At 68.5% G+C, this 22680-nt stretch carries 17 protein-coding genes and 1 pseudogene; 15 read left to right on the plus strand and 3 right to left on the minus strand.

What is annotated here, in order from left to right:
* Positions 1-127 precede the first annotated feature (127 nt).
* Complete coding sequence (locus GA0070611_RS03145; protein ID WP_331715331.1) at positions 128-1141, minus strand: DUF3152 domain-containing protein; 1014 nt, start codon at positions 1139-1141, stop codon at positions 128-130.
* Here GA0070611_RS03145 and GA0070611_RS03150 point away from each other — a divergent pair.
* From GA0070611_RS03150 to GA0070611_RS30945, 5 genes and pseudogenes are all read left to right on the plus strand, one after another.
* Positions 1072-1572, plus strand: coding sequence for a SigE family RNA polymerase sigma factor (locus GA0070611_RS03150; protein ID WP_091657034.1), 501 nt, complete (start codon positions 1072-1074; stop codon positions 1570-1572). The genes GA0070611_RS03145 and GA0070611_RS03150 overlap by 70 nt on opposite strands.
* Positions 1569-2300: a hypothetical protein gene (locus GA0070611_RS03155; protein WP_091657037.1), complete on the plus strand. Its 732-nt coding sequence runs from the start codon at positions 1569-1571 to the stop codon at positions 2298-2300. Before GA0070611_RS03150 ends, GA0070611_RS03155 begins: the two co-directional genes overlap by 4 nt.
* A gap of 546 nt (positions 2301-2846) precedes the next feature.
* Positions 2847-2966: pseudogene (locus GA0070611_RS32465) on the plus strand (hypothetical protein); the annotation flags it as partial.
* 494 nt (positions 2967-3460) lie between these two features.
* On the plus strand, positions 3461-4852 hold the full coding sequence (locus GA0070611_RS03160; protein WP_197675839.1) for an alpha/beta hydrolase family protein: 1392 nt from the start codon (positions 3461-3463) through the stop codon (positions 4850-4852).
* Between the two features lie 728 nt (positions 4853-5580).
* On the plus strand, positions 5581-6111 hold the full coding sequence (locus GA0070611_RS30945; RefSeq protein ID WP_157740171.1) for a hypothetical protein: 531 nt from the start codon (positions 5581-5583) through the stop codon (positions 6109-6111).
* Between the two features lie 543 nt (positions 6112-6654).
* Here GA0070611_RS30945 and GA0070611_RS03170 read toward each other — a convergent pair.
* Both GA0070611_RS03170 and GA0070611_RS03175 read right to left on the minus strand, forming a co-directional pair.
* On the minus strand, positions 6655-7149 hold the full coding sequence (locus GA0070611_RS03170) for a MarR family winged helix-turn-helix transcriptional regulator (RefSeq protein WP_157740172.1): 495 nt from the start codon (positions 7147-7149) through the stop codon (positions 6655-6657).
* Positions 7150-7363: 214 nt separating this feature from the next.
* Positions 7364-8836, minus strand: a complete 1473-nt coding sequence (locus tag GA0070611_RS03175) for an FAD-dependent monooxygenase (RefSeq protein WP_157740173.1) — start codon at positions 8834-8836, stop codon at positions 7364-7366.
* 46 nt (positions 8837-8882) lie between these two features.
* Between GA0070611_RS03175 and GA0070611_RS30950 the strand changes: the two genes are divergently transcribed.
* The 10 genes from GA0070611_RS30950 to GA0070611_RS03225 all read left to right on the plus strand — a co-directional run bounded on the left by GA0070611_RS30950 (position 8883) and on the right by GA0070611_RS03225 (position 22513).
* The gene (locus GA0070611_RS30950) at positions 8883-10028 is read left to right on the plus strand and encodes a GNAT family N-acetyltransferase (protein ID WP_167604397.1); all 1146 of its coding nucleotides are present in this window, start codon (positions 8883-8885) and stop codon (positions 10026-10028) included.
* A 156-nt stretch (positions 10029-10184) separates the two neighbouring features.
* On the plus strand, positions 10185-11468 hold the full coding sequence (locus tag GA0070611_RS03185) for a DMT family transporter (RefSeq protein WP_091657055.1): 1284 nt from the start codon (positions 10185-10187) through the stop codon (positions 11466-11468).
* A gap of 104 nt (positions 11469-11572) precedes the next feature.
* A complete protein-coding gene (locus tag GA0070611_RS03190; protein WP_157740175.1) occupies positions 11573-12238 on the plus strand; it encodes an RICIN domain-containing protein in 666 nt (221 codons plus the stop codon).
* A 180-nt stretch (positions 12239-12418) separates the two neighbouring features.
* Positions 12419-13264, plus strand: a complete 846-nt coding sequence (locus GA0070611_RS03195) for a hypothetical protein (protein ID WP_091657062.1) — start codon at positions 12419-12421, stop codon at positions 13262-13264.
* Between the two features lie 46 nt (positions 13265-13310).
* Positions 13311-14276, plus strand: coding sequence for a hypothetical protein (locus GA0070611_RS03200; RefSeq protein WP_157740176.1), 966 nt, complete (start codon positions 13311-13313; stop codon positions 14274-14276).
* 422 nt (positions 14277-14698) lie between these two features.
* A complete protein-coding gene (locus GA0070611_RS03205) occupies positions 14699-16606 on the plus strand; it encodes an AfsR/SARP family transcriptional regulator (protein WP_091657070.1) in 1908 nt (635 codons plus the stop codon).
* Positions 16607-16853: 247 nt separating this feature from the next.
* Positions 16854-17414, plus strand: coding sequence for an RNA polymerase sigma factor (locus GA0070611_RS03210; RefSeq protein WP_091657073.1), 561 nt, complete (start codon positions 16854-16856; stop codon positions 17412-17414).
* A gap of 112 nt (positions 17415-17526) precedes the next feature.
* Positions 17527-18069, plus strand: a complete 543-nt coding sequence (locus GA0070611_RS03215) for an NADPH-dependent FMN reductase (RefSeq protein WP_091657076.1) — start codon at positions 17527-17529, stop codon at positions 18067-18069.
* 154 nt (positions 18070-18223) lie between these two features.
* A complete protein-coding gene (locus GA0070611_RS03220; protein WP_091657079.1) occupies positions 18224-19504 on the plus strand; it encodes a glycosyltransferase in 1281 nt (426 codons plus the stop codon).
* A gap of 294 nt (positions 19505-19798) precedes the next feature.
* Entirely contained in the window at positions 19799-22513 is a 2715-nt protein-coding gene (locus tag GA0070611_RS03225; protein ID WP_167604398.1) for a hypothetical protein, read from the plus strand.
* The last annotated feature ends 167 nt before the right edge of the window (positions 22514-22680 follow it).

The raw sequence follows: 22680 nt of genomic DNA on the forward strand, positions 1-22680 counted from the left end.
CCGGCTTTCTGCCGTGCGCTCCACTGCTCCACCTGCTGCGGCAGCCGAACTCACCCCGGGTCGACGACGCTCGGGCGCGACACGATCGAAGAGCCGTCTGGCCAGGTGTGACAGCTGCCTCCGCCGCTCAGCCCATCCGGCTGTGGTCGCGGGGCGGGACAGGGTCGTCGTACGCGCCCGACGGGCCCGTGTAGCGCTCGCCGTCGAGGTACGGCGCGGCGTTGGCGGTGCAGCCGTGCAGGCCCAGCGTCTGCTGCTGCATGACGGGGGCCGGTTGCCCTCGTCCCGGGCACAGTTCGTGACCGTGACCGAGGCGGTGTCCGACTTCGTGGTTGACCATGTAGGCGTGGTAGGTGGCGAGGCTCGCTCCGTAGCCGGGTACCCCGTTGACCCAGCGGGCCACGTTGAGGACCACCCGGTCGCCGGTGCGGCAGGACGTGTAGCCGTCCGGCGTGTCCTGGCACAACACGTCGCGGGTGCCGGGCGTGGCCAGGTAGATGGTGAAGTCGCTCGGTTGGTCCCAGCCGACCCGGCGCAGTCGTAGCCTGCCGTCCGCGGTCCACCCCTGGGGGTGGTTCAACGTCCTGCTGACCTCGGCGGCGAACTGGGTCACCGGGAGGCCCTGGATGTCGCGCTCCATGCCCACCCGGTATCGCAGCAGTCTGCCCGTACCGTGCGGGGCTGTCACCTCTGCGGCAGCGCCACGCCACCGGTTGCCACCATCGGCGGGATAGGTCACCGGGGCGGCCGTCCGAGATGCCCCGGGCGGTGACGTGACTCGCGCCGGAGCCTCCGCACGTCCGGTGGGAGCCGCCGGGACCGACGACCCGCCGGACGCCGGTGCGGCACAGCCTGACAGCAGCATCGCCGCCAGCACCAGCCCTGACGACCCACCGACACGGACGGCGCTCCTAGTATTGGCCACCATGTGTTCCTCCTCCTTGCCCGGCGCCGGTCGGTGCCGGGTAGCGAGAAGGACGGGTCGTCCCGCCGCAAAGTTGGTGTCGCGTGGACTCAACCTTTGCCCCGTCCCACCCGTCCTGGCCGACGTGGGAATGGAGAAGGACCGGCATGGCCCGGGGTGACGCGGAGTTCGTCGAGTTCGCCTCGACGGCGTCCAGACGTTTGGTCCATGCCGCATTTCTGATGACCGGGAACCACCATCAGGCCGAAGACGCCGCCCAGACGGCCCTGGTCCGCACGTACGCGTCCTGGTCGCGGGTGCGTGACAGTGACGCCTACGGCTACGCCCGGTCGGTGCTGGTCAACCACCTCATCGACACCTGGCGACGGCCGATTCGCGAATTCCCCAGCGAGGATCTTCCGGAGCAGCTCGGCGGCGATGTCGCCGAGGAGGTTGCGACCCGTCGCTGGTTGCTCGCCCTCCTCGGGACGCTCAGTCCCCGCGAGCGCGCCATCGTCGTATTGCGCTACTACTTCGACCTTCCGGAGACGCAGGTGGCCCGCGAGCTCGACGTATCCGTCGGGACGGTCAAGAGCACCAGTGCCCGGGCCCTGGCGAAGCTGCGCACCAGCAACCGCATGCCGCAGACGCAGGAGACCTGCACATGAACGAGGCGGAGCAGCTCCGTCGAGCGATGAGGACGACGGAAGTCACCAGCCAGGGTGTCCTCGACCTGGCCGCGGTCATGCGCGACGGCCGCCAGCTGCGTCAGCGCCGCCGGCTCGCCGGCGCAGGAGCAGCGGCGCTGGCGACGGCGGTCATCGCCGGGGTGGCCCTCGGCGTGCAGGTGGCCCACCCACCTGGACCGGAGCTCACCCCTGCGCCGGCCGCTACCACTACGACCACCCGACCCGCAGCGACCGCCTCCCCGAGCGAGAGCACACCGCAGCCACGACCGGTGGGCGCTGTGGTGGCCAGCGGGATCTGGTATGGCAGTGAGGAGCGGGTCTTCTACGTCGTTCCGGTGGAGGTGCCGAGGCAGCCGCACGTGACGATCGGACTGGTTGCCGGCCGCCGTGCCGCCGACGGGAGGCTGACGTCGGATTTCGTGGTCAACGACACCGAGGGAAATGACCGCCGGCCGGGGTTCCACCAGATCGGCTACGACCAGCCGGGGCCCATTCGAACCAGTCCCGCCGTGCCCACCTTCGGCTACTTCGTCGGGCCGGCGAAGCGGATCGTCGGCACCGCCGCGGGGCGCGAGGTCGAGGCTCGGTTGGTCAGGTGGAGCCGCGACGGGCAGGTGGTGATCTTCTGGTTCGATCCGGCGCAGCTGAGGCCGGGAACATCACTGGACGGCATTGCAGCCGTGGACGCGCACGGCCGCACACTGTAGCCGTCAAGGCAGCAGATCGCTCCCGGCGACGACTGTTATCTGGCCCGGCGCAGCCGGCTGCCTGGGTGCCGGTACCGTGCGCGTCGGTCGCGGTGACGGACGAGCCCCATAGCAGCTGTTCTCTGAGCCGGCGCCCGATCATCGGCGCCGGCGTCCGTGCTCAGAAGCCACGTCCGCGTCGGTCTCCGCCACCGCCGCCGGCTCGACCCTGCACGTACGACGGCGGCGCGCGCTGGTCCAACTGGCCCGACCAAGACGGGGCAGCAGCTTCGGCCACGCATGACCCACTGTGCCGCGCCGTGCCATCCGCCGGGTGTGGCAGCAGCGCGGCACGCTGGTCGCTGGTCGCTGGTCGCTGGTCGCTGGGTGGGTGAAGTGACCACTGAGACCGGACACCTTCTGACTTGGCATCCTGCCGAGGAGGAGGAAAACGCTGTGGCTCGACAGAGCAAGTACCCCGAGGAGTTCCGCCGCCAGGCCGCGACGCTGGTTCGTCAGTGAACTGGTCCGACTCTGTGACCGGCTGCCGGTGGCTCTGTCGACTCCGGTCGCACGATCCGTGACGTCGGCCGGGAGTTGGGCGTCAGCCACGAGACGCTACGCAACTTGGGTCGCGCAGCTGCGGCAGGAACGCGATGGCGGCCGGACCAACGACTTGGCCGCTGACGAGCGGGCCGAGCTGCTGCGGCTGCGGCGTCAGGTCGCCCAGCTGGAGCTGGAGAAGGAGATCCTGAAGAAAGCCGCGGTCTTCTTCGCACGCGAGACGGAGCGGTGAACCGGACCGACGTGTACCGGTTCATCGACGCGGAGAAGACCACCTACCCGGTCCGTCTGCTCTGCCGGCTCCTCGGCGTCGGTCACAGCGCCTTCTACCAGTGGCTGCGGGCGGGCCGGGAACGGGGTATTTCTTCGGTGCTGCCACGGACGACTTCCTCCCCCACGGTCATCAGACCATGGTCAAGAAGCTCCATGAAAGCGGGGGCGGCTCAACCAGACTTCCGATGTCGCCATTGGGCGGCCACCCCGCATGGGCCGATCTTGGGGGTTTACCCCGATTGGCCAACTGCGAAATTGGAATACCCTCCTTTGAGGACACACTAGCTCCAAAGATGGGACCACGCATGCGCAGATTGTTTGGATGGCTGCTAACCCTCGCCGTGATGGTGGGCGCGATGAGTGGAGCAGGAGTGGCCAATGCCGCGTCATCGCGAAACGACGATATCAAGGACCAACTGCTTGCGATTCCGGGTATGAGTCTGATCGAGGATAAGCCCTACCCTGGCTACAGATTCTTTATCCTGAACTACACGCAACCGGTAGATCACCGGGATCTGAGCGGAAATACCTTCCAGCAGCGGATCACTGTCCTGCACAAGGATACGAACCGCCCGACAGTCTTCTACACTGGCGGGTACAACGTCTCCACCAATCCGAGCCGGCGAGAACCGACTCAGATTGTCGACGGCAATCAGGTTTCGATGGAATACCGCTTCTTCACCCCGTCGCGACCCGACCCGGCCGACTGGTCGAAACTGGATATTTGGCAGGCAGCCAGCGATCAGCACCGGATCTTCCGCGCGCTGAAGCCGCTTTACCCGAAGAATTGGCTCGCGAGCGGTGTCTCCAAGGGTGGCATGACCGCCACCTACTACGAACGCCTCTACCCGAATGACATGGACGGAGTCGCCGCGTACGTCGCCCCGAACGATGTAGTGAACGACGAGGACTCGGCCTATGACAACTTCTTTGCCACCGTCGGCACCGCGGAATGCCGGGACCGGTTGAACGGCATGCAGCGCGAGGCGCTGGTGCGCCGAGAGCCGCTGGAGAAGCTCTACGAGGCGTATGCGACCGAGAATTCGTACTCGTTCAACTACATCGGCGACATGGACCGGGCGTTTGAGATGACGGTTCTCGACTACGTATGGAGCTTCTGGCAGGTCGATACGCTGGCGGACTGCGACAAGATCCCGGCGAATGCCACCAAGGCAACCGACCAGGAGATCTGGGATTCGATCGAAGAACTGGTTGGGTTCTGGTACTACACCGATCAGGGCCTAGTGCTCTTCCAGCCATACTTCTACCAGGCCGGCACCCAGCTCGGTGCTCCGAGCCCTCACTTCCCATACATCGAGCCACGGCTGATCCGCTACGGATACCAGCCGCCCCGCAACTTCGTGCCGCACGGTATCGTCATGCCGGCCTTCGACTCAGGCGCGATGCGGGACGTTGACGAATGGGTCCGCCATCGCGCTGAGCACATGCTCTTCATCTACGGCCAGAATGACCCATGGGGTGCCGAGCCGTTCCGCCTCGGCCCGGGTAGCAGCGACTCCTTCGTCTTCGTCGCACCCGGAGCCAACCACCACCTGGCGGTTATCGGTGGACTCAACGATTCCGAAAAGTCTCTTGCCACCGCCAAGCTTCTCGAATGGGCGGGCGTGGCCCCGGCCGCGGTGCGGGCGGACCCCTCGAAGGCACAGCGGCTCACCACGTTCGACGACCAGTTGGATCGCCTCAACCTCGACCGCGAGCGGCCCACGAAGCCGTAGCAGCCGCCCGGCCGGCCCAAGGCAGAGATGCACCGCGGGCCGGCCGGCGGTCACGACCACGAGCGAGGGCTGCGTAGATTTCCGTGTTTGACCTGGGTGCGGTCCGTTGGGCAGGACGTTGATCCCGTCTGGGAAGGGCCAGGTCATGGCAGACAAGAAGACGGCGTTTCAGCTTCCGAGGCCCACGGCGGCGTGGAGACCTCGGCTGTTGGCTCCCACCACCTCGCGCGTCGCGGTGACGCGCCAGGTCCGCCCCGACGGGTTGGCCGGCGCTGTAGCGGCGCCACAACCCCACGTCCAGGGTGGCGAGGACCAGCGGTTCGCTTGTTCGTCGCCGCGGACCAACCCACGATCGCCCTGGTGCTGCGGCCCCTTCCGGCTGATGCCGAGTCCCTTGAGGATGCAAGACACGTCTAGGGCTTGAGCGGGCATGGTGACGTAGTGGGTCTCGGTGACCTCCTCGCCGGAGTGGCTGAGTTGGGCTGTGGCGGTCTTCTCCTTGATGAGGGTGACCGCGGTCTTGCGGAAGGTGTGCGGCGGTCGAGGTCGGCGTCGGCACGTGCCTGGCGCCACTGGTGGCGCACGGGCGGCAGTCATAGCGTGTCCCGGCTGGGTGGAACCCCCACTTTTGGAACAGTCAAAATTGTCGGATGATGTACGACGGCATACGGCGTGGGAGTCGTTGGTCCGACGGCACTGGGGCGTTACCTGCGCGGGAAGGGCGTTTCATGTTCGCGAAGATGTATTCGCATCTCCTTTATTGGATCCGGGTGGTCGCACTAGCTGTGGTTGCTGCACTGCTGATTCCGTCCTCGGCGGCGCATGCGAGCAGTGTTCCGCCGGCCCCAACTGGCGGTGGTCTCACTCGAACCTGCCAAACGGGAGGCGGTGGCCCCTCGCTGCAGCTAACATTGTGCCAGTTGGGGAGCGGTATTGCCGACACTGCATTTCTTACCTACGGCTTGACGGCGCCAGGGGCGACAGTCTGGATCGAGAATATTAAGATCAAAGTCACCTTGCCTGGCGGAAATGACAATTTTTACATGTTCCCCTGCTATTTCATGAGCCCAACGCCTGCCAATCCCTACGGCTCAGGGTACATGGCGCGACCGGAGGAGCAGGATGGGCCGACGAAGATGTATTGCCTAATGCCAGCCATGCCGATCGGTGCCCAACTCGAAGCCAGTGCTTCAATTCGACGTCTTCTGTATCCTGGCCCATATCTGGCTGATCCCGAAACCGTGCACGTGAAGCTGTAGCGTGCTGCGTTCAGCGGGGTGGTGGACAGGTTGCCCGATGGTCGTGTTGCGTAGCCGGGCGACGGTCGTCGCGTTGTTCCGTCAAGACGATCAAGTCGGAGGAGAGAGCGCGATGGCCCACTTCGGGCGGTATGCAGCCTCCGCGCCTGATGCGCGTGCGTATCGAGGGCGCGGGTGTGTTTCCGGTGACGGTCGGCACGTTCGCACAGGCGTTGATGACTGTCGAGGCGGATGCGATCTACGGTGCCGCGTAAGGGCATCGCGCGGCGACGAGCGGGTCAACTCCCGCAACGGTTGCCGACAGTTTGCAGGAAGGTCGCTGAGGCCTTCCTGCGGGCTCGCTCGGAGTCGTGGAAGCGGGCCAGGGCCCGGCCGTCGGTCATGGCGCGGTAAAAATGCTCGACTGGTGGTTGACCCGAAGCCGGCGGGCGATGCCGATGTTCAGCTCGTGGTAGGCGAAGGATGTGCAGGCCGACCCGTTGTCTGACAGCACCCGATGGGGATGCCCCGTGCGGTACACCACGCGACGGCGGAGCGCGTCGCCTACAGGGTCGGCTCTCTCGTCGTCGCGGATCTCCGCGTCGGTGAGGTCGTCGTCGGCGCTCGCTCACAGGCGCCACCCGGGTGGCCACCTGGCTCTTCCGGCGGCGGGGATCCCGGATTCCCGGCGCGGACGCGCTGCATCGCGCCGGAGAAGACCTGGACTGCTTCGTCGAGGGTGACCCGACCGGCCTCGGTCAGGAACACGTCACGGCCGCGCCGGTCGCCCTCGGACACCTCCCGCGTGAGCAGGTTCCGCCGCTCCATCCTCCGTACGAGGACCGCGGCCTGACTCTTGTGCAGGCCCAGCAGCACGGCAAGTGTGCCCATCCTCATCGGCGGCGAGTTGGTGGCGACCGCGGTGAGGGAGTAGAACTCCCACAGGCCGATCGCTGCCTGCTCCGCGAACAGCTTCTCCACCTCGCGTACCCGAACGCGTATCTCGTTCATCGATGCGGCGGCTCGGATGCCGTCCTGCGGGAACTCTTCCTGGCTCATCCAGTCAGGTCTTTCTAGGCTGCTCACTCTGTGCGTTGACTTCCTCGGGAGTGCGACATGCCCCGGTCACGTATCTGGCGGATGCCGGTGTCAGCGGGTCGCTGCTGTCGGACGCCGGCCGGCGTCCCGGAGGTCTTCCGCAGGGCCGCGGCTGGGCCCGCCGGGGCAGACGAGCGTGCGTCGCCGGCGCGCCGGTTGGATCGACGAGTCGCCGTCACCGGGCGTCGACCGTGCGCAGTGGGTGTTCGGCGAGAATGCCGTGGCCCTCTTCCATCTGAGTCGTCGTCGGCGGTAACGGCAAAGGGACGCCATCCGGACGGACCAGGATGCTTCCGGCTGCGCCGACCCCGAACGCTTGCGCCGCCAGGGGGTCGAGTTCGACCACGGTCACCGGTGCCGGGACCGGTCCACCGAGGTCAGGGCGGGTGGCCCGGGAGGTTGTCGACGCGTCGGGGCCGACGAACATCGTCGCGCCGGGGCCGAGCAGGTCAAGCGTGGAAGCCATCCGATGGTGCCTCAACCACAGGTGCCTGATGCGCCCACCGAGATCGGCCACGAGCGCTTCGGAGGCCGACCGCAGCGATCCCTGCGGATCCAGCGAGCGGAGCCGGTTGTGCTCTGCGATGACCCGCCGCTCGGCTTCGTAGCTGGCCAGCAGGTCGGTGGACGACCAGCCGTGCACTACCCAGGCGAGTTTCCACGCGATGTTGAAGGCGCTGGCCATTGCCGTGTTCAGTCCGGTACCGCCGCGTGGCGTCACCCGATGGGCGGCATCCCCGGTCAGGAACACCCGGTCCCGGCCGAACGAGGCGGCAATCTGGGCGCCGATGCGCGTGTGCCGGTGTCGGAGGGCCACCACCGGTAGGTCCTTGCTGCCACTGGCGATCCGCAACCTGTCCACGGTCTCCTGGAGGGTGGGCGGGGTGCGATCGGCGCCGTGGTCCAGTGCGTAGATCCAGCGGTCGCCGAGCCCTGCCGGCAAGAGCGCGCCGGCCCCCTCCGGGTGGGTGATCGCGTAGATCAGGTGCCGGTTGTCTCCCACGAGGTCCCAGATCGGGGCGCGTACCTCGAGTTGGGTGGCGGACATGGCGTCCGCCGGTCCGACCATCTCGACGCCGAGGCTCTGTCGCACCGCGCTCCGGACCCCGTCCGCGGCCAGGACCCAGTCCCCGCGGATCGACAGCGCCTGGTTCGTCCGGACGTCGCGGCCGACGACGAGCACGTGATCGGCGTGTTCCACCACCTCCGACACCTGCCAACCGCGGCGGATGCTCACCTCCTGTCGCTGAGCGAGGTGCTGCAGCAGGGCGGCTTCGAGTTGGTCCTGGGCCACGCAGAGCGGTCCTTCGGGGCTGACGATTGCCGCCTGCTCGGCTGACGGGAAGCCGACGTCCAGCGTGACGCCTGCTGCGGCATCCGCCGCGGTGTGCGTCATCAACATGGTCATGCTGACGGCGTCGGACCGGTCGCGTACCTGCTCCGAAACGCCCAGCCAGCGCAGGACCTCCATGGTCCGGGTGCTGCTGACGGTGGCCCGGGGCAACTCGGAGCCCTCGAGCCGGCGTTCCAGGAGCGCGACGCGCACGCCGTAGCGGGCCAGCGTGGCGGCCGCCAGCAGCCCAGCGGGCCCGGCGCCGACCACGACGACCTGAGCGTGATCGTCGGCAGAAATTTCATCAGACAGCATGTAGTACAGAATACATGCTGTACAGTGAAGTTCAAGCACGCTCACCGTGGAGAGGTTCGGCATGGCCCGTAGCTACACCCAGACGATGCGCGCGGAGTCGGCGGAGCGAACGCGCCGCGCGGTCCTGGAGGCGCTGGACAAGCGACTGCGCTCGAAGCGCACGCAGGCCATCAGTGTCGATCTCATCGCCCAGGACGCAGGAATCGTGCGTTCCACCGTCTATGCCATCTTCGGCTCGCGGGCGGGACTGTTCGACGCGTACGCCGATGATCTCTGGATGCGCAGCGGCCTGACCCGGCTCTCCGAGGCGGTCAAGGCCGAGGACGCCCTGGTGCACCTCCGTGGTGGCATCGTCGCCGGGACGCGCATGTTCGCGGCCAACCTGCCCGTCTTCCGTCGCCTCTATGCGATGGACGCCCTGGATCCGGACTCGGTGGGGGGCGCGGTCCGCCGCATGGAGCAGGACCGGCTCGAAGGTATGCGGCATCTCGCCAGGCGGCTCGGTGAGTCCGGCCTGCTCCGGCCGGGGGTCGACGTCGAGCACGCGACCAACGTGCTCTGGACGCTCTGCAGCTTCCAGGCGATCGACCTGGAAGTCTCGGGTCGCGGTCTGACGGCCGACGACGCCGCGACGGTCCTGGCGAGTGCGGCGGAGCGGGCGTTGTGCGGGGTGCCCGCCGCGGACCCGGCGGTGCTGGTGCCCTTCGGGCCGGGCTTCGCTGCCACGGTGCGGCAGTGGGCCGAGGAGTCGCCGTACTCGCGGCCCTGGCTCGTCGGCGACGAGGGCCTGGGTGCCGCTCAGGTGGGCGAGGACGTGCTCCGCTACGTCCTGCTCGTCGGCGGGGTGGCGTGCGGCTACGGGGAGCTCTGGACCGATGAGGACGAGGTCGAGTTGGCGCACCTCGTCGTCGATCCGCAGCGCAGGCGACGCGGTGTGGGCCGACAACTGGTCACCGCGCTGACCGCCGTGGCGTATGACTCGTCGCCTCACGTCTTCATCCGCGTCGAGCCCGACAACACTGCCGCGCTAGGGCTCTACCGCAAGGTCGGGTTCGAGGACGTGCCGCAGGACGAGCAGGACTCCTTCAACGCCGGCCAGCCACGGGAGTACGTCTGGCTACGCCACCGGGCCGTACGTCCAGGCGGGCAGAACCCCACCGAGGTCGCTTCGACCCATCGGCCCCTGGGGTAGGGGCGCACCGGCATCAGCCGGCCCTCGACAGCCCGGGCCGCCACGTACCCCGGGTCGGGTTGCGGACCTGTTCCGCCGGTCCCGCCCTCACCGTGCCGCCGGCCCGGCCCGGCCCGCTTCCGCGGCCTCTTTTCTCTCGTCGCAGGAGAGATCTTCATGCGTGTTCACACACCGTCGGCGGGCGTCACCAGGCGCTCGAGCAGTGGTTGGTGGTTGCCGGTGTGCGCCGGCGTGCTCTGGGGCACCGGTGGACCCTCCGGTCGGCTGCTGGCGCTCGAAACGGGGCTGTCGTCGTCGGCGGTGGCCGCCTACCGGCTCGCTGTCGGCGGTGTGCTGATCGCCCTGCCGCTGGTGCTGATCCGGCGGGGACTGCCGCTCGGTGCCAGAGCCTGGGTCCGGATCGCCGCACTGGGTATCCTCGCGGCGGCCTTCCAGGCGTGCTTCTTCGCCGCCGCGGCCCGCCTCAGCGTCAGCCTCGCCACCCTGGTCACCATCGGAACGTCACCGATCCTGGCGATGACAACCGAGTGGCTCACCGGCCGTCGGCGCATCGGCTGGTCGGTGGTCGGGACTACTGCCCTGGCCGTCGCCGGTCTGGGCCTGCTCGTCGGATCACAATTCGGCGGTCACCGTACGGCCGGCGTCGTCACCGGCGTCGTCCTGGCGCTGATGTCGGCAGCCAGCTTCACCGTGATGACCTTCATCGGCGCCCGACCCGTGACCGGTCTGGACGACCTCGCGGCTACCGGCTTCGGATTCGTGGTCGGCGCGAGCTTGCTCGTTCCGCTCGCCCTCTCGACATCGGCCCTGTCCTTCGCCCCGAGCCCGGCATCGATCGGACTGCTGCTGCTCCTGGGCAGCGCCCCCACCGCCATTGCCTATGCGCTGTACTTTCGGGGACTGCGCAGTGTGTCAGCCAGTACGGCGGCGTTAATGGCGCTGCTGGAACCGCTCGTCGGGATCCTTCTGGCGAGTTGGCTGCTCGGGGATCGCCTACGGCCCACTGGTCTCCTCGGTGCCGGGCTGCTCGTCGGGGCACTGCTGCTGCACTGCCACGACGCCCGCCGGCGACCCCCGATGGCGGCTGCTGTCGGGTCTCCACCGGCATCGGCCAGGAGGACCTCCGGGCGGTGGTCGTTCCGGTGGCTGGCCGTGCCGATGGGCACCCGTCCTCGTCCCACTCGTCGGCGGATGTTCTCGCCCTGCCGGTGGGTCAACGTCAGCCAGGTGCCGCGGTATCGGATGCGCAGGGCGGCGGGATCGCCCGGTGGCGCGTCCCGCGACGCCCGACGCGGGACCCGGCACATGCGCAGCGACCCCGTGACGGCGCGGGCGGCGGTGGCTTCCTCGCGTGTGGTCTCCACTCCGGCCACGAGTTGCCCCACGGCCTTGCGCGTCGCGGAGTCCTCTCCGACGGCCAGCAGCACGGAGTCGATGTAGTCCGTGAAGACCGGCGACGGGCGGGAGCGTGGATAGCGACGCCCTGATCGTGCTGGATCATCGCGACGATGTCCCGCATGCCGGTCCCTCTGCCAGGTCGTGTCGTGACCCTGCGAACCGAACCCGGTGACGGGGGCGTGGTGTTCGTCGAGATCGTTGAGCCGCACTTCAGGACGGAATCCAGCGGGACTCCACGGGTGAGTCGCTTCCGGTCCTCGATCTCACCACTCCTTGTCACGCGTCAAGAAAGGGCAGCGATGCGTTACCGATTTGTCTCCCACCTGATCGCAGCGTCGACGCTGGTGGGGGTAGGCCTGGTGGCGACCACCGTACCCGCCTCCGCCTCCACCTTCGGGAAGATCGTGCCGACTGCCCGCTCGGCGCAGGCGCTGATGGCGGCCTGCGTCGAATGCGGCGTGTCGTTGAAGAGCGCCGCCACCGCGCCGGAGTGGAAGTTCATCCCGTCGGTCACCCACCCGGGCTTCTACACCATTCGGGTTCGCAGTGAGAGCGGTGCGTTCGGTTTCCTGGACGTGTCGGGAGACTCCACCGAGCCTGGCGGTGTCATGGTCATCCGTCCGTTCGACCAGACTCCCTCGCAGCTGTGGAAGCCCGTCAGGCAGGCCGCCGGCGGCAAGTCCGAATACCGGTTCCAGAACCTCTACAGCAAGCTCTTCATGCGCGTCGAGGTCGGGGCGGGCACCTTCGTCAGGCAGCGGAAGCTCAGCGCGGGTGGAGAGAACACCTTCTCCGCTCCGCCCAACCTCTGAACCCGCGTCAGGCGCTGATCCGCGCCCGCGGCAGACCGGCGCCGTGACCTTGTGCCGCCGCACGGCGGTTCCCCGGGGCGGCATGGGCGCGACCGCCGCGAACGCGGCGGCGCCGATGCCCGCCCCGCGGTTGCCCTTTCGAGCGCAGCTGTTCAGTTCGGCGTCCGCCAAGGAGTTGCGATGCAGTTTCCGTCCTCTGCCCAGTCTGCGTGGCTGCTGAGCATCGGTGGTGTGCACAGTGTGCTGGAATTCAAGTGTCGCTTGAACAGGCGGGACGATCCGGCCAGCGCCTGGCGGTTGGACGGTGGCATCGCGGCGAGCCTCGCCGGCTTCCCGGCGCTGGCCTTCGGGGTGGGCATCGGCGGGATCAGCCTCGTGCAGGCACTCGATCCGAAGCTGGACACGTTCCGCGTCTTCCGCAGCCTGCCGGGTGCCGGCGATGCCTGGGGCGGTCACGTCACCGCATTCTCGTTCAACGGCTGGAAGTACGTCGTCAGCAGCGAGGGATCCTGGGCACTCACGCCGTCGGAGGTGCACCCGTGGAATCTTCCGGTCAGCGACAGCTTCGCCGAGTCTGACGGCGGACCGGCGCTCTTCGGGTATCGCCTCGCCGGCTGGGACTCGGGGGAGGAGCGAGGTGGGTGCAGCGACTGCCTCTACGAGGACGAACTGGGAACCGGCTTCCGTCAGTTCTGGGGTTCGACCACCGCCGCCGTCGGGGCCGGCTCGCGTACCACGACGGTGATGGGTTATCTGACGATGCCGATCCACCGCAGCAAGGTCAACGACGAGGGCCTCGTCGAGATGAGAGGGGTCTTCTCCCTCATTCGTCCCTTGGACACCAACTGGAACTCGTTCCAGGTGTGGCGAGGCGTGGACGAGCGGGACAACAAGTACGGCAGCGGCTATTACGAAGGGGCCTACTTCCGGCGTGTCGCCGACGTTCAGCAGATCGACGGCATCAGCGGCGTCTCGGCGAGCGTCGGCAGCTTCACCACCGACAGGACGTGGGTGGCCGACAGCTAATTAGCCCACCTGCGGCAACGCACGGACCTGAGAGAGGAGAACGGCGATGGTGGCACTCGGCAGAAGGACTGTTCTCGGAGGTACGGTCGCGGCGGCCGCGGCGGCCGCGGTGGTCGGGGGTGACACCCGCTCGACCCAGGCGGTAGGGCCGAGTTTTCCCGCATGGCCCATCGAGGCAGGTGGATATCAGGGATTCGTCAACTTCTACTGGCGGTTGGGCGTCGACGCAGCCGGCTCCGTCGGCGGCGGACTTGTCGGATCAGCCTTCGGTGACCCGGCGTTGGCTTTCCGCCACGGGTCGAGCGGCGTGAACTTCGTGCGGCTCGTCGATCCGGAGCTGACCTCGTTCCAGGTGTTTCGCACCGACAAGAACCATTCCGACGACGCGGGTCCCGGCGGCCTCTTCCGACAGTTCACCTGGACCGCCTCCGCGCAGCGGTACACAGCTGGTCCACCGCTGCCCTGGAAGGCCACCAACACAGCCGTCGCCCCGTGGTACGAGCCGTCCCCGTGGACGCTGCCCGTGGACGCCGTGCCGCAGGAGAACGACAGCGCGCGGTCCTGGTGGCATTTCGGCGACGGCTATCTGAAAGGGGGCGGAATGCGGGACCTGACATATCTCGACTCCCCTGCCACTGGTAATCGCGGCATCTGGGGGAACGTGCTGCAGGAGAACAACCTGCTGACTTCCTACGTCGGATACACCAAGATCGCCCGTCACTCGGCGACCCCGCCCGCTTCCGAGGGTCCCTTCTCCACCGGTGTCAGTTGGACCGTCAAGAGCGTCAAGCACTACCGCGACCCGTTCAACGTCATCCGGCCCCTCGACACCACCTTCACCCGCTTCGAGGTGTGGCGCGGGTCGGACCGGCGCAGCGACTTCTTCCACAGCAACGGAATCTATGACCATCGCAACATCTGCCGAGGTGGCACGGTGATCGGTATCGACCAGTCGGACGGGACCCAGGTCGCCGGAGGCCGGTGGAACACCCTCTTCTACAAGGCGAGCTGACCGCCGAGCAGGAAAATCCGCGGTGCGGTGCCGGTTTCGCTTCCACGTTCCCGCGAAACGGCACCGTGCCGTTGAGCCGCCCGTGTCCGGTCAGCGGTGGTGGCTGCCGCCGGAATCCCTCCGCGCGGCAGCCGCCCGCTCGTGCTGTCGAGGCGCCGAGCCGGGCCGACGGGCGCCACCGTGTGGCCGGCGACCCCGGGGCGGGGCCGGAGCCGGTGGGTTCCCGCAAGCGTGGCAGTGACCGTTCGCTTGTAATTCGGCGGACGTCGTGTAGTGTCAACTACACCCTGTCCGACGAAACTTGCTGGCACAGCACCGCCCGGGGCCGGGCGCCGGTCCAGCCGCCTGGTAGAGGCCCGGACGGGGGACGGCGGCTGACGGTGGTGCCGGCCGGCGATGAGCGGCGCAACGTAGGGAATGTCATGGATCACATCGCGGTGCTGGGTCCCATCGAGGCACGCGTTTCCGGGGTGCGGGTGGCCGTCGTCAGCCCTCGGCAGCGAGCACTGCTGGCCCGTCTGACTCTCGCCCGCGGCCGGGCGGTGTCGGTGGACACCCTCGTCGACGACGCGTGGGGCACCCGGGCGAGGCCCCGCGACTCGCGCGCCGGCTTGCAGGTCCAGATGCACCGGCTCCGGACCCTGCTCGGACCGCTGGGAGAGCTCATCGCCACCGTCAGCGGGGGATACCGGTTCGACCTTCCGCCTGAGCTGATCGACGCCGAGATGTTCGAGCGGCAGACGCTGCAGGGCCGGGAACTGCTGCGGTGGAATCCGCAGGAGGCGCTGCATCGATACGACGCGGCCCTGGCCCGGTGGCGAGGGCCGGCGTACGCGGAGTTCGCCGACACCTTCGCGCACGCCGAGGCGGTGCGGCTCCAGCAGCTTCGCGGCGGGGTGCTGGAGGAGCGGATAGCGGCGCTGCTGGCGGTCGGGGAGACGACCCAGGCGGTCGCGGACGCGGAAGCGTTGATCAGTCAGGACTCGCTACGTGAGAGGCCATACGGCTATGCCATGCGCGCCCTTGCCTTGGAGGGCCGGACCAGCGAGGCGCTTTCCCTGTACCAACGGCTGCGAAAGGTGCTCGCCGAGGAGTTGGGCAGTGAGCCGTCCCGCACTCTCGAGGATCTCCACCTGTCCCTGCTTCGTCAGGAATCGGTTGCCCCGGCCGGCCCCACCGCCGTGGCCGAACCGCGGCTGGTAGGTCCAGCGCCGCATTCCTCGGCGGTCGCCTCGTTCGTGGGCCGGCAGGCCGAACTCGACGAGCTGGACCGGGCGCTGGCCAGAAACGGGTCGGTCACGCTGGTGGGTCCCCCCGGGGTCGGCAAGAGCCGGCTGGCGCAGGAGCTCTGCGCCCGATCCTCCGAGGTGACCCTGGTCCGCTGGGTCGACTTCTCGAGCTGCGACACCGGTGCCGACGTGCCGCAGCACTTCGCCGCCTCGCTCGGTCCGTGTTCCCCGGGGCCGCGAGGCGTCACCGAAGCCGGTCTGCGTGCCGTGAACAATCCCAAAACCTTGTTGGTGCTCGACAACTGCGAACATGTCGTCGACGAGGTGGCGCTGCTGGTCGCCCGTGCACGGCGGTCCTGTCCGCAGGCGCGGGTTCTCGTGACCAGCCGGGAGCGCCTCGCCGTGGAGGGCGAGTACGTGATCAACGTATCGCCCTTGCCGGTGCAGGCCGGGAAGGGGCTGGCGCCCGCGGTGCGACTCTTTCTCGACCGGATCGCTGCCGCAGGGCAACCGATCGACGAACAGAACCTCGACGTGCTGAGGACGGTGGCCGTCATCTGTGGCAGGCTCGACGGGCTGCCGCTGGCACTGGAACTGGCCGCCGGCCGGGTTTCCACGCTGGGAGTCTCCGTTTCCGCCGGAGTCGCCGACCTGTTGTGGCTGGCAAGCGGTCGGCGCACCGACAGATCGAGCCACCGTAGCCTTCGCGCGGCCGTCTCCTGGTCCTTCGACCGGCTCGCGGCCGACGAACAACGGCTGCTCCGACGCTTGTCGGTCTTCGCGGGATGGTTCTCCGTCACGTGGGCGTCGCAGGTGTGTGCCGACGACACCCTGCCGCCCGGTCAGATCCCGGCTCTGCTGGCGTCGCTCGTGGACAAGTCTCTGGTGAGCCGGCGGGCCGATCCCGCGCCCGGCATGCGGGGACACTCGCTCCTGCACACTGTGCAGTGCTACGCGGAGGACCAGCTAGAGCAGGCCGGCGAAGCCGACGTTTTCCGCGAGCGGCACGCGCAGGCCCTGGAGGGCTGGGCGGTCGACCTCGCCGATTTGCCGGTCATCGCACTGGGCGCGGTGAAGCCCGTCTGGCAGGTGGCTGCCTGAGCTGAGCCGCGACGGCTCGACGAGCGGGCGTCGCGACGCGCGGTCGTCCGTCAGCGATGTCAGGCGAACGGCGTACGGGTCTGTCCCGACGCCACTCGACGCTGCCGGCGCCCCGGTAGCGATCCGCACGGTACCGGGGCGATTGAAAGCGTGCTGAAAGTGGCCAGCAAGTGCCCTCAGCAGACTGGGGCCGGCAATTACTACTATTGGAGGGCGCGGAAGTGTCGACTTCTGCAGCACATTCGTCATGACTGACACGCAACACGACGACCTGGCACTGGAAAGACGCTTCGCCGCCGGTGACGAACTGGTCCTGCACGAACTGTACCGACGCTTCTCGGGGCCGATGTACGCTGCCGCGTACAACGTGCTCGGCAGCCGCGACCTGGCCGCGGACGCGGTGCAGCAGGCATTCGTGCAGGCGTGGCGCGCCGCAGACCGCTTCGATGCGTCCCGCGAGATCCAGCCGTGGCTGTACGCCATCACCCGTCGCGCGGCCGTAGACATCTACCGGCGGCGTCGGAAGATCGTCTCGGAGGTGCCGTTCGACGAAAGCTGGTCGAGCGCCGCAGAGTTGCGTGACGCGGGCATCTCGCTCGACGCCACCTGGCAGGTCTGGCAGGTCCGCGAGGCGCTCGAACGGCTGCCGCCGGACGAGCGTCAGGTCCTCCAACTCGCCTACTACCAGGGCATGACCCAGAGCGAGATCGCGGCGGCCCTGAGCATCGCCTTGGGCACCGTCAAGAGTCGCACCTTCCGCGCCCAACGTCATCTGGCGAGCCGGTTGGCGCATCTGCGAGACGGCTAGTCGATTCTGATCCGCCGACAACCGAGTGGCCATTGGCGTTCACGCCCCGCGCCGCCGCGGCCGACATCTGGCGCCGCGGCGACGGTGGGGCGTCTGACGAGAAGAGGAAACGGTGCTCTCACACCTTTTGTTGATATCGGGAAGCACCCGGACGGGATCGACCAACACCGCGGTACTCCGGACGGTGCAAACGTTACTTCCGGTGGGTGTCACCGCAACGCTGTACCGGGGACTGTCGACGCTTCCGGCGTTCAGCCCCGATGTCGGCGAGCATGCCGCCGCAGCGGCGGCCGAACAACTGCGAAGCGAGATCGACCGGGCGGCGGCCGTGCTCTTCTGCACCCCGGAATACGCCGGCGCCCTGCCCGGAAGCCTGAAGAACCTGATCGACTGGACGGTCGGTGGGGGCGAGCTCTACCGCAAGCCGGTCGCCTGGATCAATGTGGCGCAGTCGGGCCGGGGATCCGGGGCCCACGCCGAGCTCACCAAGGTGCTCGGCTACGTGGATGCCCACGTCCTGCGCCCGGGCGGGTTCCTGGTTCCGGTGGACAGGACCGCGGTGGGGCCGGACGGGCTGGTGACCGACGAGGATGTCCTGCGGCAGCTCAGGGAAGTCCTCGAGGCGATCCTGACCCTGGTCGGCTCCCTGGTCTGAGGATCTGACGCCGCTGCCGGGGAGCACGGCGCGGCGGGCGTCGACCGCGGTGCGGACCGGACCGCCTCTGCCCGGGACGGCCACCTCGGCGAGCCCGGACCCCGGCGGGTGCGGGGCAGGGAACCGAAGCCCAGAGTTGCTCCGTAGTACGGGCATGGCACGCTTCCTCCTGGCCTCGGTGCCCATCGCCGGGCACACGAACCCCTTGAAACCGATCGCTCGCGCTCTCGTCGACGCGGGACACGTCGTCGACTGGTACACCGGACGGGACTTCCGTGACGGAGTCGTGGCGACGGGCGCCACCCACCTACCGATGCACGCCGAACTCGAACGGCAGGCGGCGAAGTTCAGCCACGACCACCCGGAGCGGGAGGCCCTGACCGGCCTCGCCGGCATCCGCTGGGACCTCAAGCACCTGTTCCTCGACCCCGTCGTGCAACAGGTCGCCGACCTACGGGAGTTGACCGGCCGGCTGCGGCCCGACGCCGTCATCGCAGACATGGGCTTCGTCGGCGCCTCCGCCCTGCACGAGCTGACCGGCATCGCCTGGATCTCCGTGGGCATCAGCCCGCTGCCGATCCCCAGCCGGGACACCGCCCCGTTCGGCAGCGCCCTGTCGCCGTCCGCGACCACGCTGGGGCGGCTGCGCAACCGACTGCTGTACAGCCTCATGGACAACGTCGTACTGCGCGACGTGGGCAACCACTGGCAGCAGTTGCGGGCCAGCATCGCGCTCCCGCCGACCGACGTGCCGCCCTTCGCAACGATCTCCCCGTTGCTGCACCTGCAGAACGGCGTCGCGGAGTTCGAATACCCGCGCAGCGACCTGCCTCCCCAGGTTCGTTTCGTGGGTTCGCTCGCCGACGACCCGAGCGCCCCGTTCGCCGCACCCGCCTGGTGGGGCGAGGTGACGTCCAGGGCCCGCCCGGTCGTGCACGTCACCCAGGGCACGGTGGCGAACGAGAACCTCGACGACCTCGTCGGCCGCACCATGCGGGTGCTCAGCGAGGACGAGGTGTTCGTCGTCGTCACCACCGGAGGGCCTGACCCGTCGGTTCTCGGCGAGCTCCCCGGCAACGCCCGTGCCGCCCGCTTCGTGCCGCACAGCGAGCTGCTGCCCTTCACCGACGTGATGGTCACCAACGGCGGATACGGCGGCGTCCAGAAGGCCCTGTCGCTGGGCGTACCGCTGGTGGTGGCCGGCGCGACCGAGGACAAGCCGGAGGTCGCGGCCCGGGTCGCGTATGCCGGCGCCGGTCTTCGCCTGCGCTCCGCCGCGCCGGGCGACGACACCCTGCGCACGGCGATCCGTCGGGTGCTGCGGGAGCCGTCGTTCCGGCGGGGCGCGCAGCGACTCCGTGACGCGTATGCGCGAATCGACACCCGTGCCGAACTGGTGCGACTGATCGAGGGGTCCGTCCGGCAGACGAGATAGCACGGATCGCACGTGGGCCGCGGGCTCGACCGTGCGGCTGGTCGGGTCCTGCGGCACCGCGGGCGGAGGTCGAGCCGCGGCCCGACGACGTGCCCGGTCCCGTCGGCGTCCTCCGGCGGGAAGTTGAGTGATCTGCCGAATGGTGGTGCGAGGGCGTCGACACCAATCATCACACGTGGCTCTGTCGCCGAGATCAGCGCCGCGGGCCACCTCCGCAACCGACCACGTTGACGTGGCCGCAGAAGGGATCAGACAGACATGCTCCTACGAAGGCGTCGGCGTGGTGTCGCCGCGTTGCTCAGTCTCGTTGTCGCGTCCGTCGGCTTGGCGGTGCTCAGTGGTCACCCGCAGCGCGCGGTCGCGGTGACCGAGGACCAGAACCTTCCGGCAGGCGCGAAAGCTGTCGCCTCCGCGCCGCTGTTCGAGAAGTCCGGCCAGGATTTCGTGGTCGTCCAGGGCCCGGACGGCCGGCTGTTCTACAACACCGGGGGCCGCTCCGGCGACCGCATGGTCTTCAGTTCCAAGGGTTGGCGCGAGATCCCCGGCGGCATGACCACCGATCACCGGCCCGCTGTGGCGCTGCTGCACAGTGACGGCGCGTGGAACAGCCCGGAAGAGAAGATCGTCATCGCGGTCACCTCCGGCGGCAAGGTGATGATCGACTCGTATCTTCCCGACGGCACGTTCGGCTCATGGGTCGAGGCCCCCGGCACGCAGCCGGGCTTCTACGGCAGTGGCCCGTCCATCGCCGTCGACGGCGCGCCGGGGCAGAACTATTCGCAGATGACCGTGTTCGCCCGGGGTTCCGAAGGCGGGATCTACTACAACCGGCTGATCCTGTCCCCGTCGACGCCGACCCAGCCCGGGACCGCCACCTGGGAGCGGTGGAAGGCGTGGGGCCCGACCGTCGACGACAACCGGGGGTACGGCGGCCCCGCCGCGGCCTACCTGAACGGTCGCACCAAGGTCGTCGTCGGCAAGAAGACCGCCGGACAGGCGACGTCGAGCCTCGTCTGGTCCGACTTCACCCCCGACACGGCACCGAACTGGCAGCCCGTGCCAGGGGGAATGGCCTACCAGGACCTCGAAGGCCCGAGCATCGGGCGAGCCGGTCAGAACGTGCTCTCCATCGCGGTGAAGGGCACCACACCGACCCTCGGGGACCGGGTGCAGGCGATCAACCTGGTGGAGACCACGCCCGGCGCGCCGGTGTTCGGCAAGTGGGTGACCGGTTCGATGGTCGCCACCCGCCTGGCGCCCGTATCCGTCTCGGTGGCCGGATCGAACGCGTCCTCCCTGCACATGTACGTCATCGGCCGGGACCGGACGGTCGGCGTCACGGCCCTGGTCCCGGGCAGCGACGGGAGCACCGACGGTGCCACGTTGAAGATCGCGACGGCTGAGGGCTACACCAGCGACATCTTCAGCATGGTGCCGGACAGCGACGCGCTACCGGAGTTGCGCCCGGCGCCCGACGGAGCCGACTGGACCACCACCCTGCCGCAGGAGTCGTTCCTCAACCCCGACCCGTGGCAGGACCGGGCGCTGCAGGGCACCGACGGCGTCGGCGTGACCAGGATGGGCTCCTCCAGCGACAACATGATCATCGCGCGCAAGATCAGCGACTCCCGGGTGTACGCCAGCATCGGCCACCAGTCCGCAAGCGCGGACTCCTGGCAGAGCTTCGGGTGGGCGCCCATCCCCGGCAAGACGTCGTCCGGCATGGAGGTGAAGACGGACTTCGCCCCGGCCGCGGCGACCTACGGCAACGACATCTACGTCGCGGTGGTGGCCGCCGACAAGAAGATGTACACCCAACGCTTCCACGTCGAGTCCAAGATGTGGGACGCCGTCTGGTCGGAGGCTCCCGCGCCCGGTGCCAGCGGACAGTTCATCGGTGCTCCGACGCTGACCGTCTGGCACGGGGCGTTGCAGGCGTTCGGTCCGGGCGCGGACTCGCAGGTGTACTGGCTGCAGGGCACGCCCCTGTTCAGCGTCGGACACTGGGAGCCGCTCAGCGGCCTGACCACCAAGAAGGCGGTCGGCGCCGTGGAGTTCAACCACGACCTGGTCGTCGTGGCCAGGGCGGAGGGCGGCACCGAGGACGGCAAGATCAAGTACCGACGGCTGGGGTCGTTCGACGACGGCGGGACCTCCTGGACCGACGTCAGCCTGACCACCCGGACCGGCCACGCCCCCGCGGTGACGGTCAACAGTGGGGTGCTGCACATTCTCGTCCGCGACGCGGCGAGCCCGACCGGAGAGATCAGGTACCGGTCGGCGATCGGCAACCTGGGCGCGTGGCGCCAGCAGTGGGACCTGGTCCCGCCCGGCACCGGGGCCGCCACGTCCGACGCCCCGGCGGTGACCCGGAACGGCTCCAACGTCGTCGCCGTCGTGACCGGCAACGTCCTGCACGACGTCTGGAACTTCCCCATGGTGACCGACCCCGCGACCGGCGCGCTCGCGGTCACCGACCTGACGGGCGCCGACCTGTGGCGTCGGGTGCCGTACAGCCAGGTCCTGGACGTCCCGCTGGACAGCCAGGGCAACCCCATCCCGGCGCCGCCGGCTCCGGGGACGCCGTGGGTCCCGCCGACCCAGCCGGTGATCAACTGGTACGTCTTCTGCCTGACCGGACCCAACATCCCCGACGGCTACATCCCGACGCTGGACGAGAACCAGACGCTCGGTGAAGCCCAGGCGCGCGAGTTCGCCACCGAGCAGTACGGTCCGACCGGCTGGACCCTTACGTTTGTCGCCAACCCGACCACGGCCGGGTGTACGGACCAAACTCGAGAGTTCAAGTTCTGTGCAACGAAGTACCAGTGGCCGTGGGAGCCTGACTGGCTGACCTACGTCGTTTCTGTCTGGGCCGAGCAAGAGGCTGAAGCACTCAAGGCCGCCAAGGCTCAGGTGACAGCCGCGCACGGCCCTGAGTACAACAACGGTCACCAAAGTTGGGGAGTGGATCCGTACGACCCAAATCAGTGCCTGGTCGGATATTGACACCCGTCATGACGGACGTGGTTACTGACTACATCTGAGCGAGTGACGTGACGCAGCTGCCGCACAGGTGAGGTTCGGCGGGGCCCGAGGAGTCTTCCTCGGGCCCCGCTGTGCCGCGGTCAGTGCCTCGGGCGCCGTCGGGCAACCTCGGGCGAGAGGCGCCGGCA

It is taken from the genome of Micromonospora auratinigra (assembly GCF_900089595.1).
In the GTDB taxonomy this organism is placed as follows: domain Bacteria; phylum Actinomycetota; class Actinomycetes; order Mycobacteriales; family Micromonosporaceae; genus Micromonospora; species Micromonospora auratinigra.

What these genes read in the sequence shown, in the direction of transcription:
- GA0070611_RS03150 (WP_091657034.1), top strand. Translation starts at nt 1,072, where the DNA reads ATGGCCCGGGGTGACGCGGAGTTCGTCGAGTTCGCCTCGACGGCGTCC.
- GA0070611_RS03145 (WP_331715331.1), bottom strand. Translation starts at nt 1,141, where the DNA reads ATGCGGCATGGACCAAACGTCTGGACGCCGTCGAGGCGAACTCGACGA.
- GA0070611_RS03155 (WP_091657037.1), top strand. Translation starts at nt 1,569, where the DNA reads ATGAACGAGGCGGAGCAGCTCCGTCGAGCGATGAGGACGACGGAAGTC.
- GA0070611_RS03160 (WP_197675839.1), top strand. Translation starts at nt 3,461, where the DNA reads ATGGTGGGCGCGATGAGTGGAGCAGGAGTGGCCAATGCCGCGTCATCG.
- GA0070611_RS30945 (WP_157740171.1), top strand. Translation starts at nt 5,581, where the DNA reads ATGTTCGCGAAGATGTATTCGCATCTCCTTTATTGGATCCGGGTGGTC.
- GA0070611_RS03170 (WP_157740172.1), bottom strand. Translation starts at nt 7,149, where the DNA reads ATGAGCCAGGAAGAGTTCCCGCAGGACGGCATCCGAGCCGCCGCATCG.
- GA0070611_RS03175 (WP_157740173.1), bottom strand. Translation starts at nt 8,836, where the DNA reads ATGCTGTCTGATGAAATTTCTGCCGACGATCACGCTCAGGTCGTCGTG.
- GA0070611_RS03185 (WP_091657055.1), top strand. Translation starts at nt 10,185, where the DNA reads ATGCGTGTTCACACACCGTCGGCGGGCGTCACCAGGCGCTCGAGCAGT.
- GA0070611_RS03195 (WP_091657062.1), top strand. Translation starts at nt 12,419, where the DNA reads ATGCAGTTTCCGTCCTCTGCCCAGTCTGCGTGGCTGCTGAGCATCGGT.
- GA0070611_RS03200 (WP_157740176.1), top strand. Translation starts at nt 13,311, where the DNA reads ATGGTGGCACTCGGCAGAAGGACTGTTCTCGGAGGTACGGTCGCGGCG.
- GA0070611_RS03205 (WP_091657070.1), top strand. Translation starts at nt 14,699, where the DNA reads ATGGATCACATCGCGGTGCTGGGTCCCATCGAGGCACGCGTTTCCGGG.
- GA0070611_RS03210 (WP_091657073.1), top strand. Translation starts at nt 16,854, where the DNA reads ATGACTGACACGCAACACGACGACCTGGCACTGGAAAGACGCTTCGCC.
- GA0070611_RS03220 (WP_091657079.1), top strand. Translation starts at nt 18,224, where the DNA reads ATGGCACGCTTCCTCCTGGCCTCGGTGCCCATCGCCGGGCACACGAAC.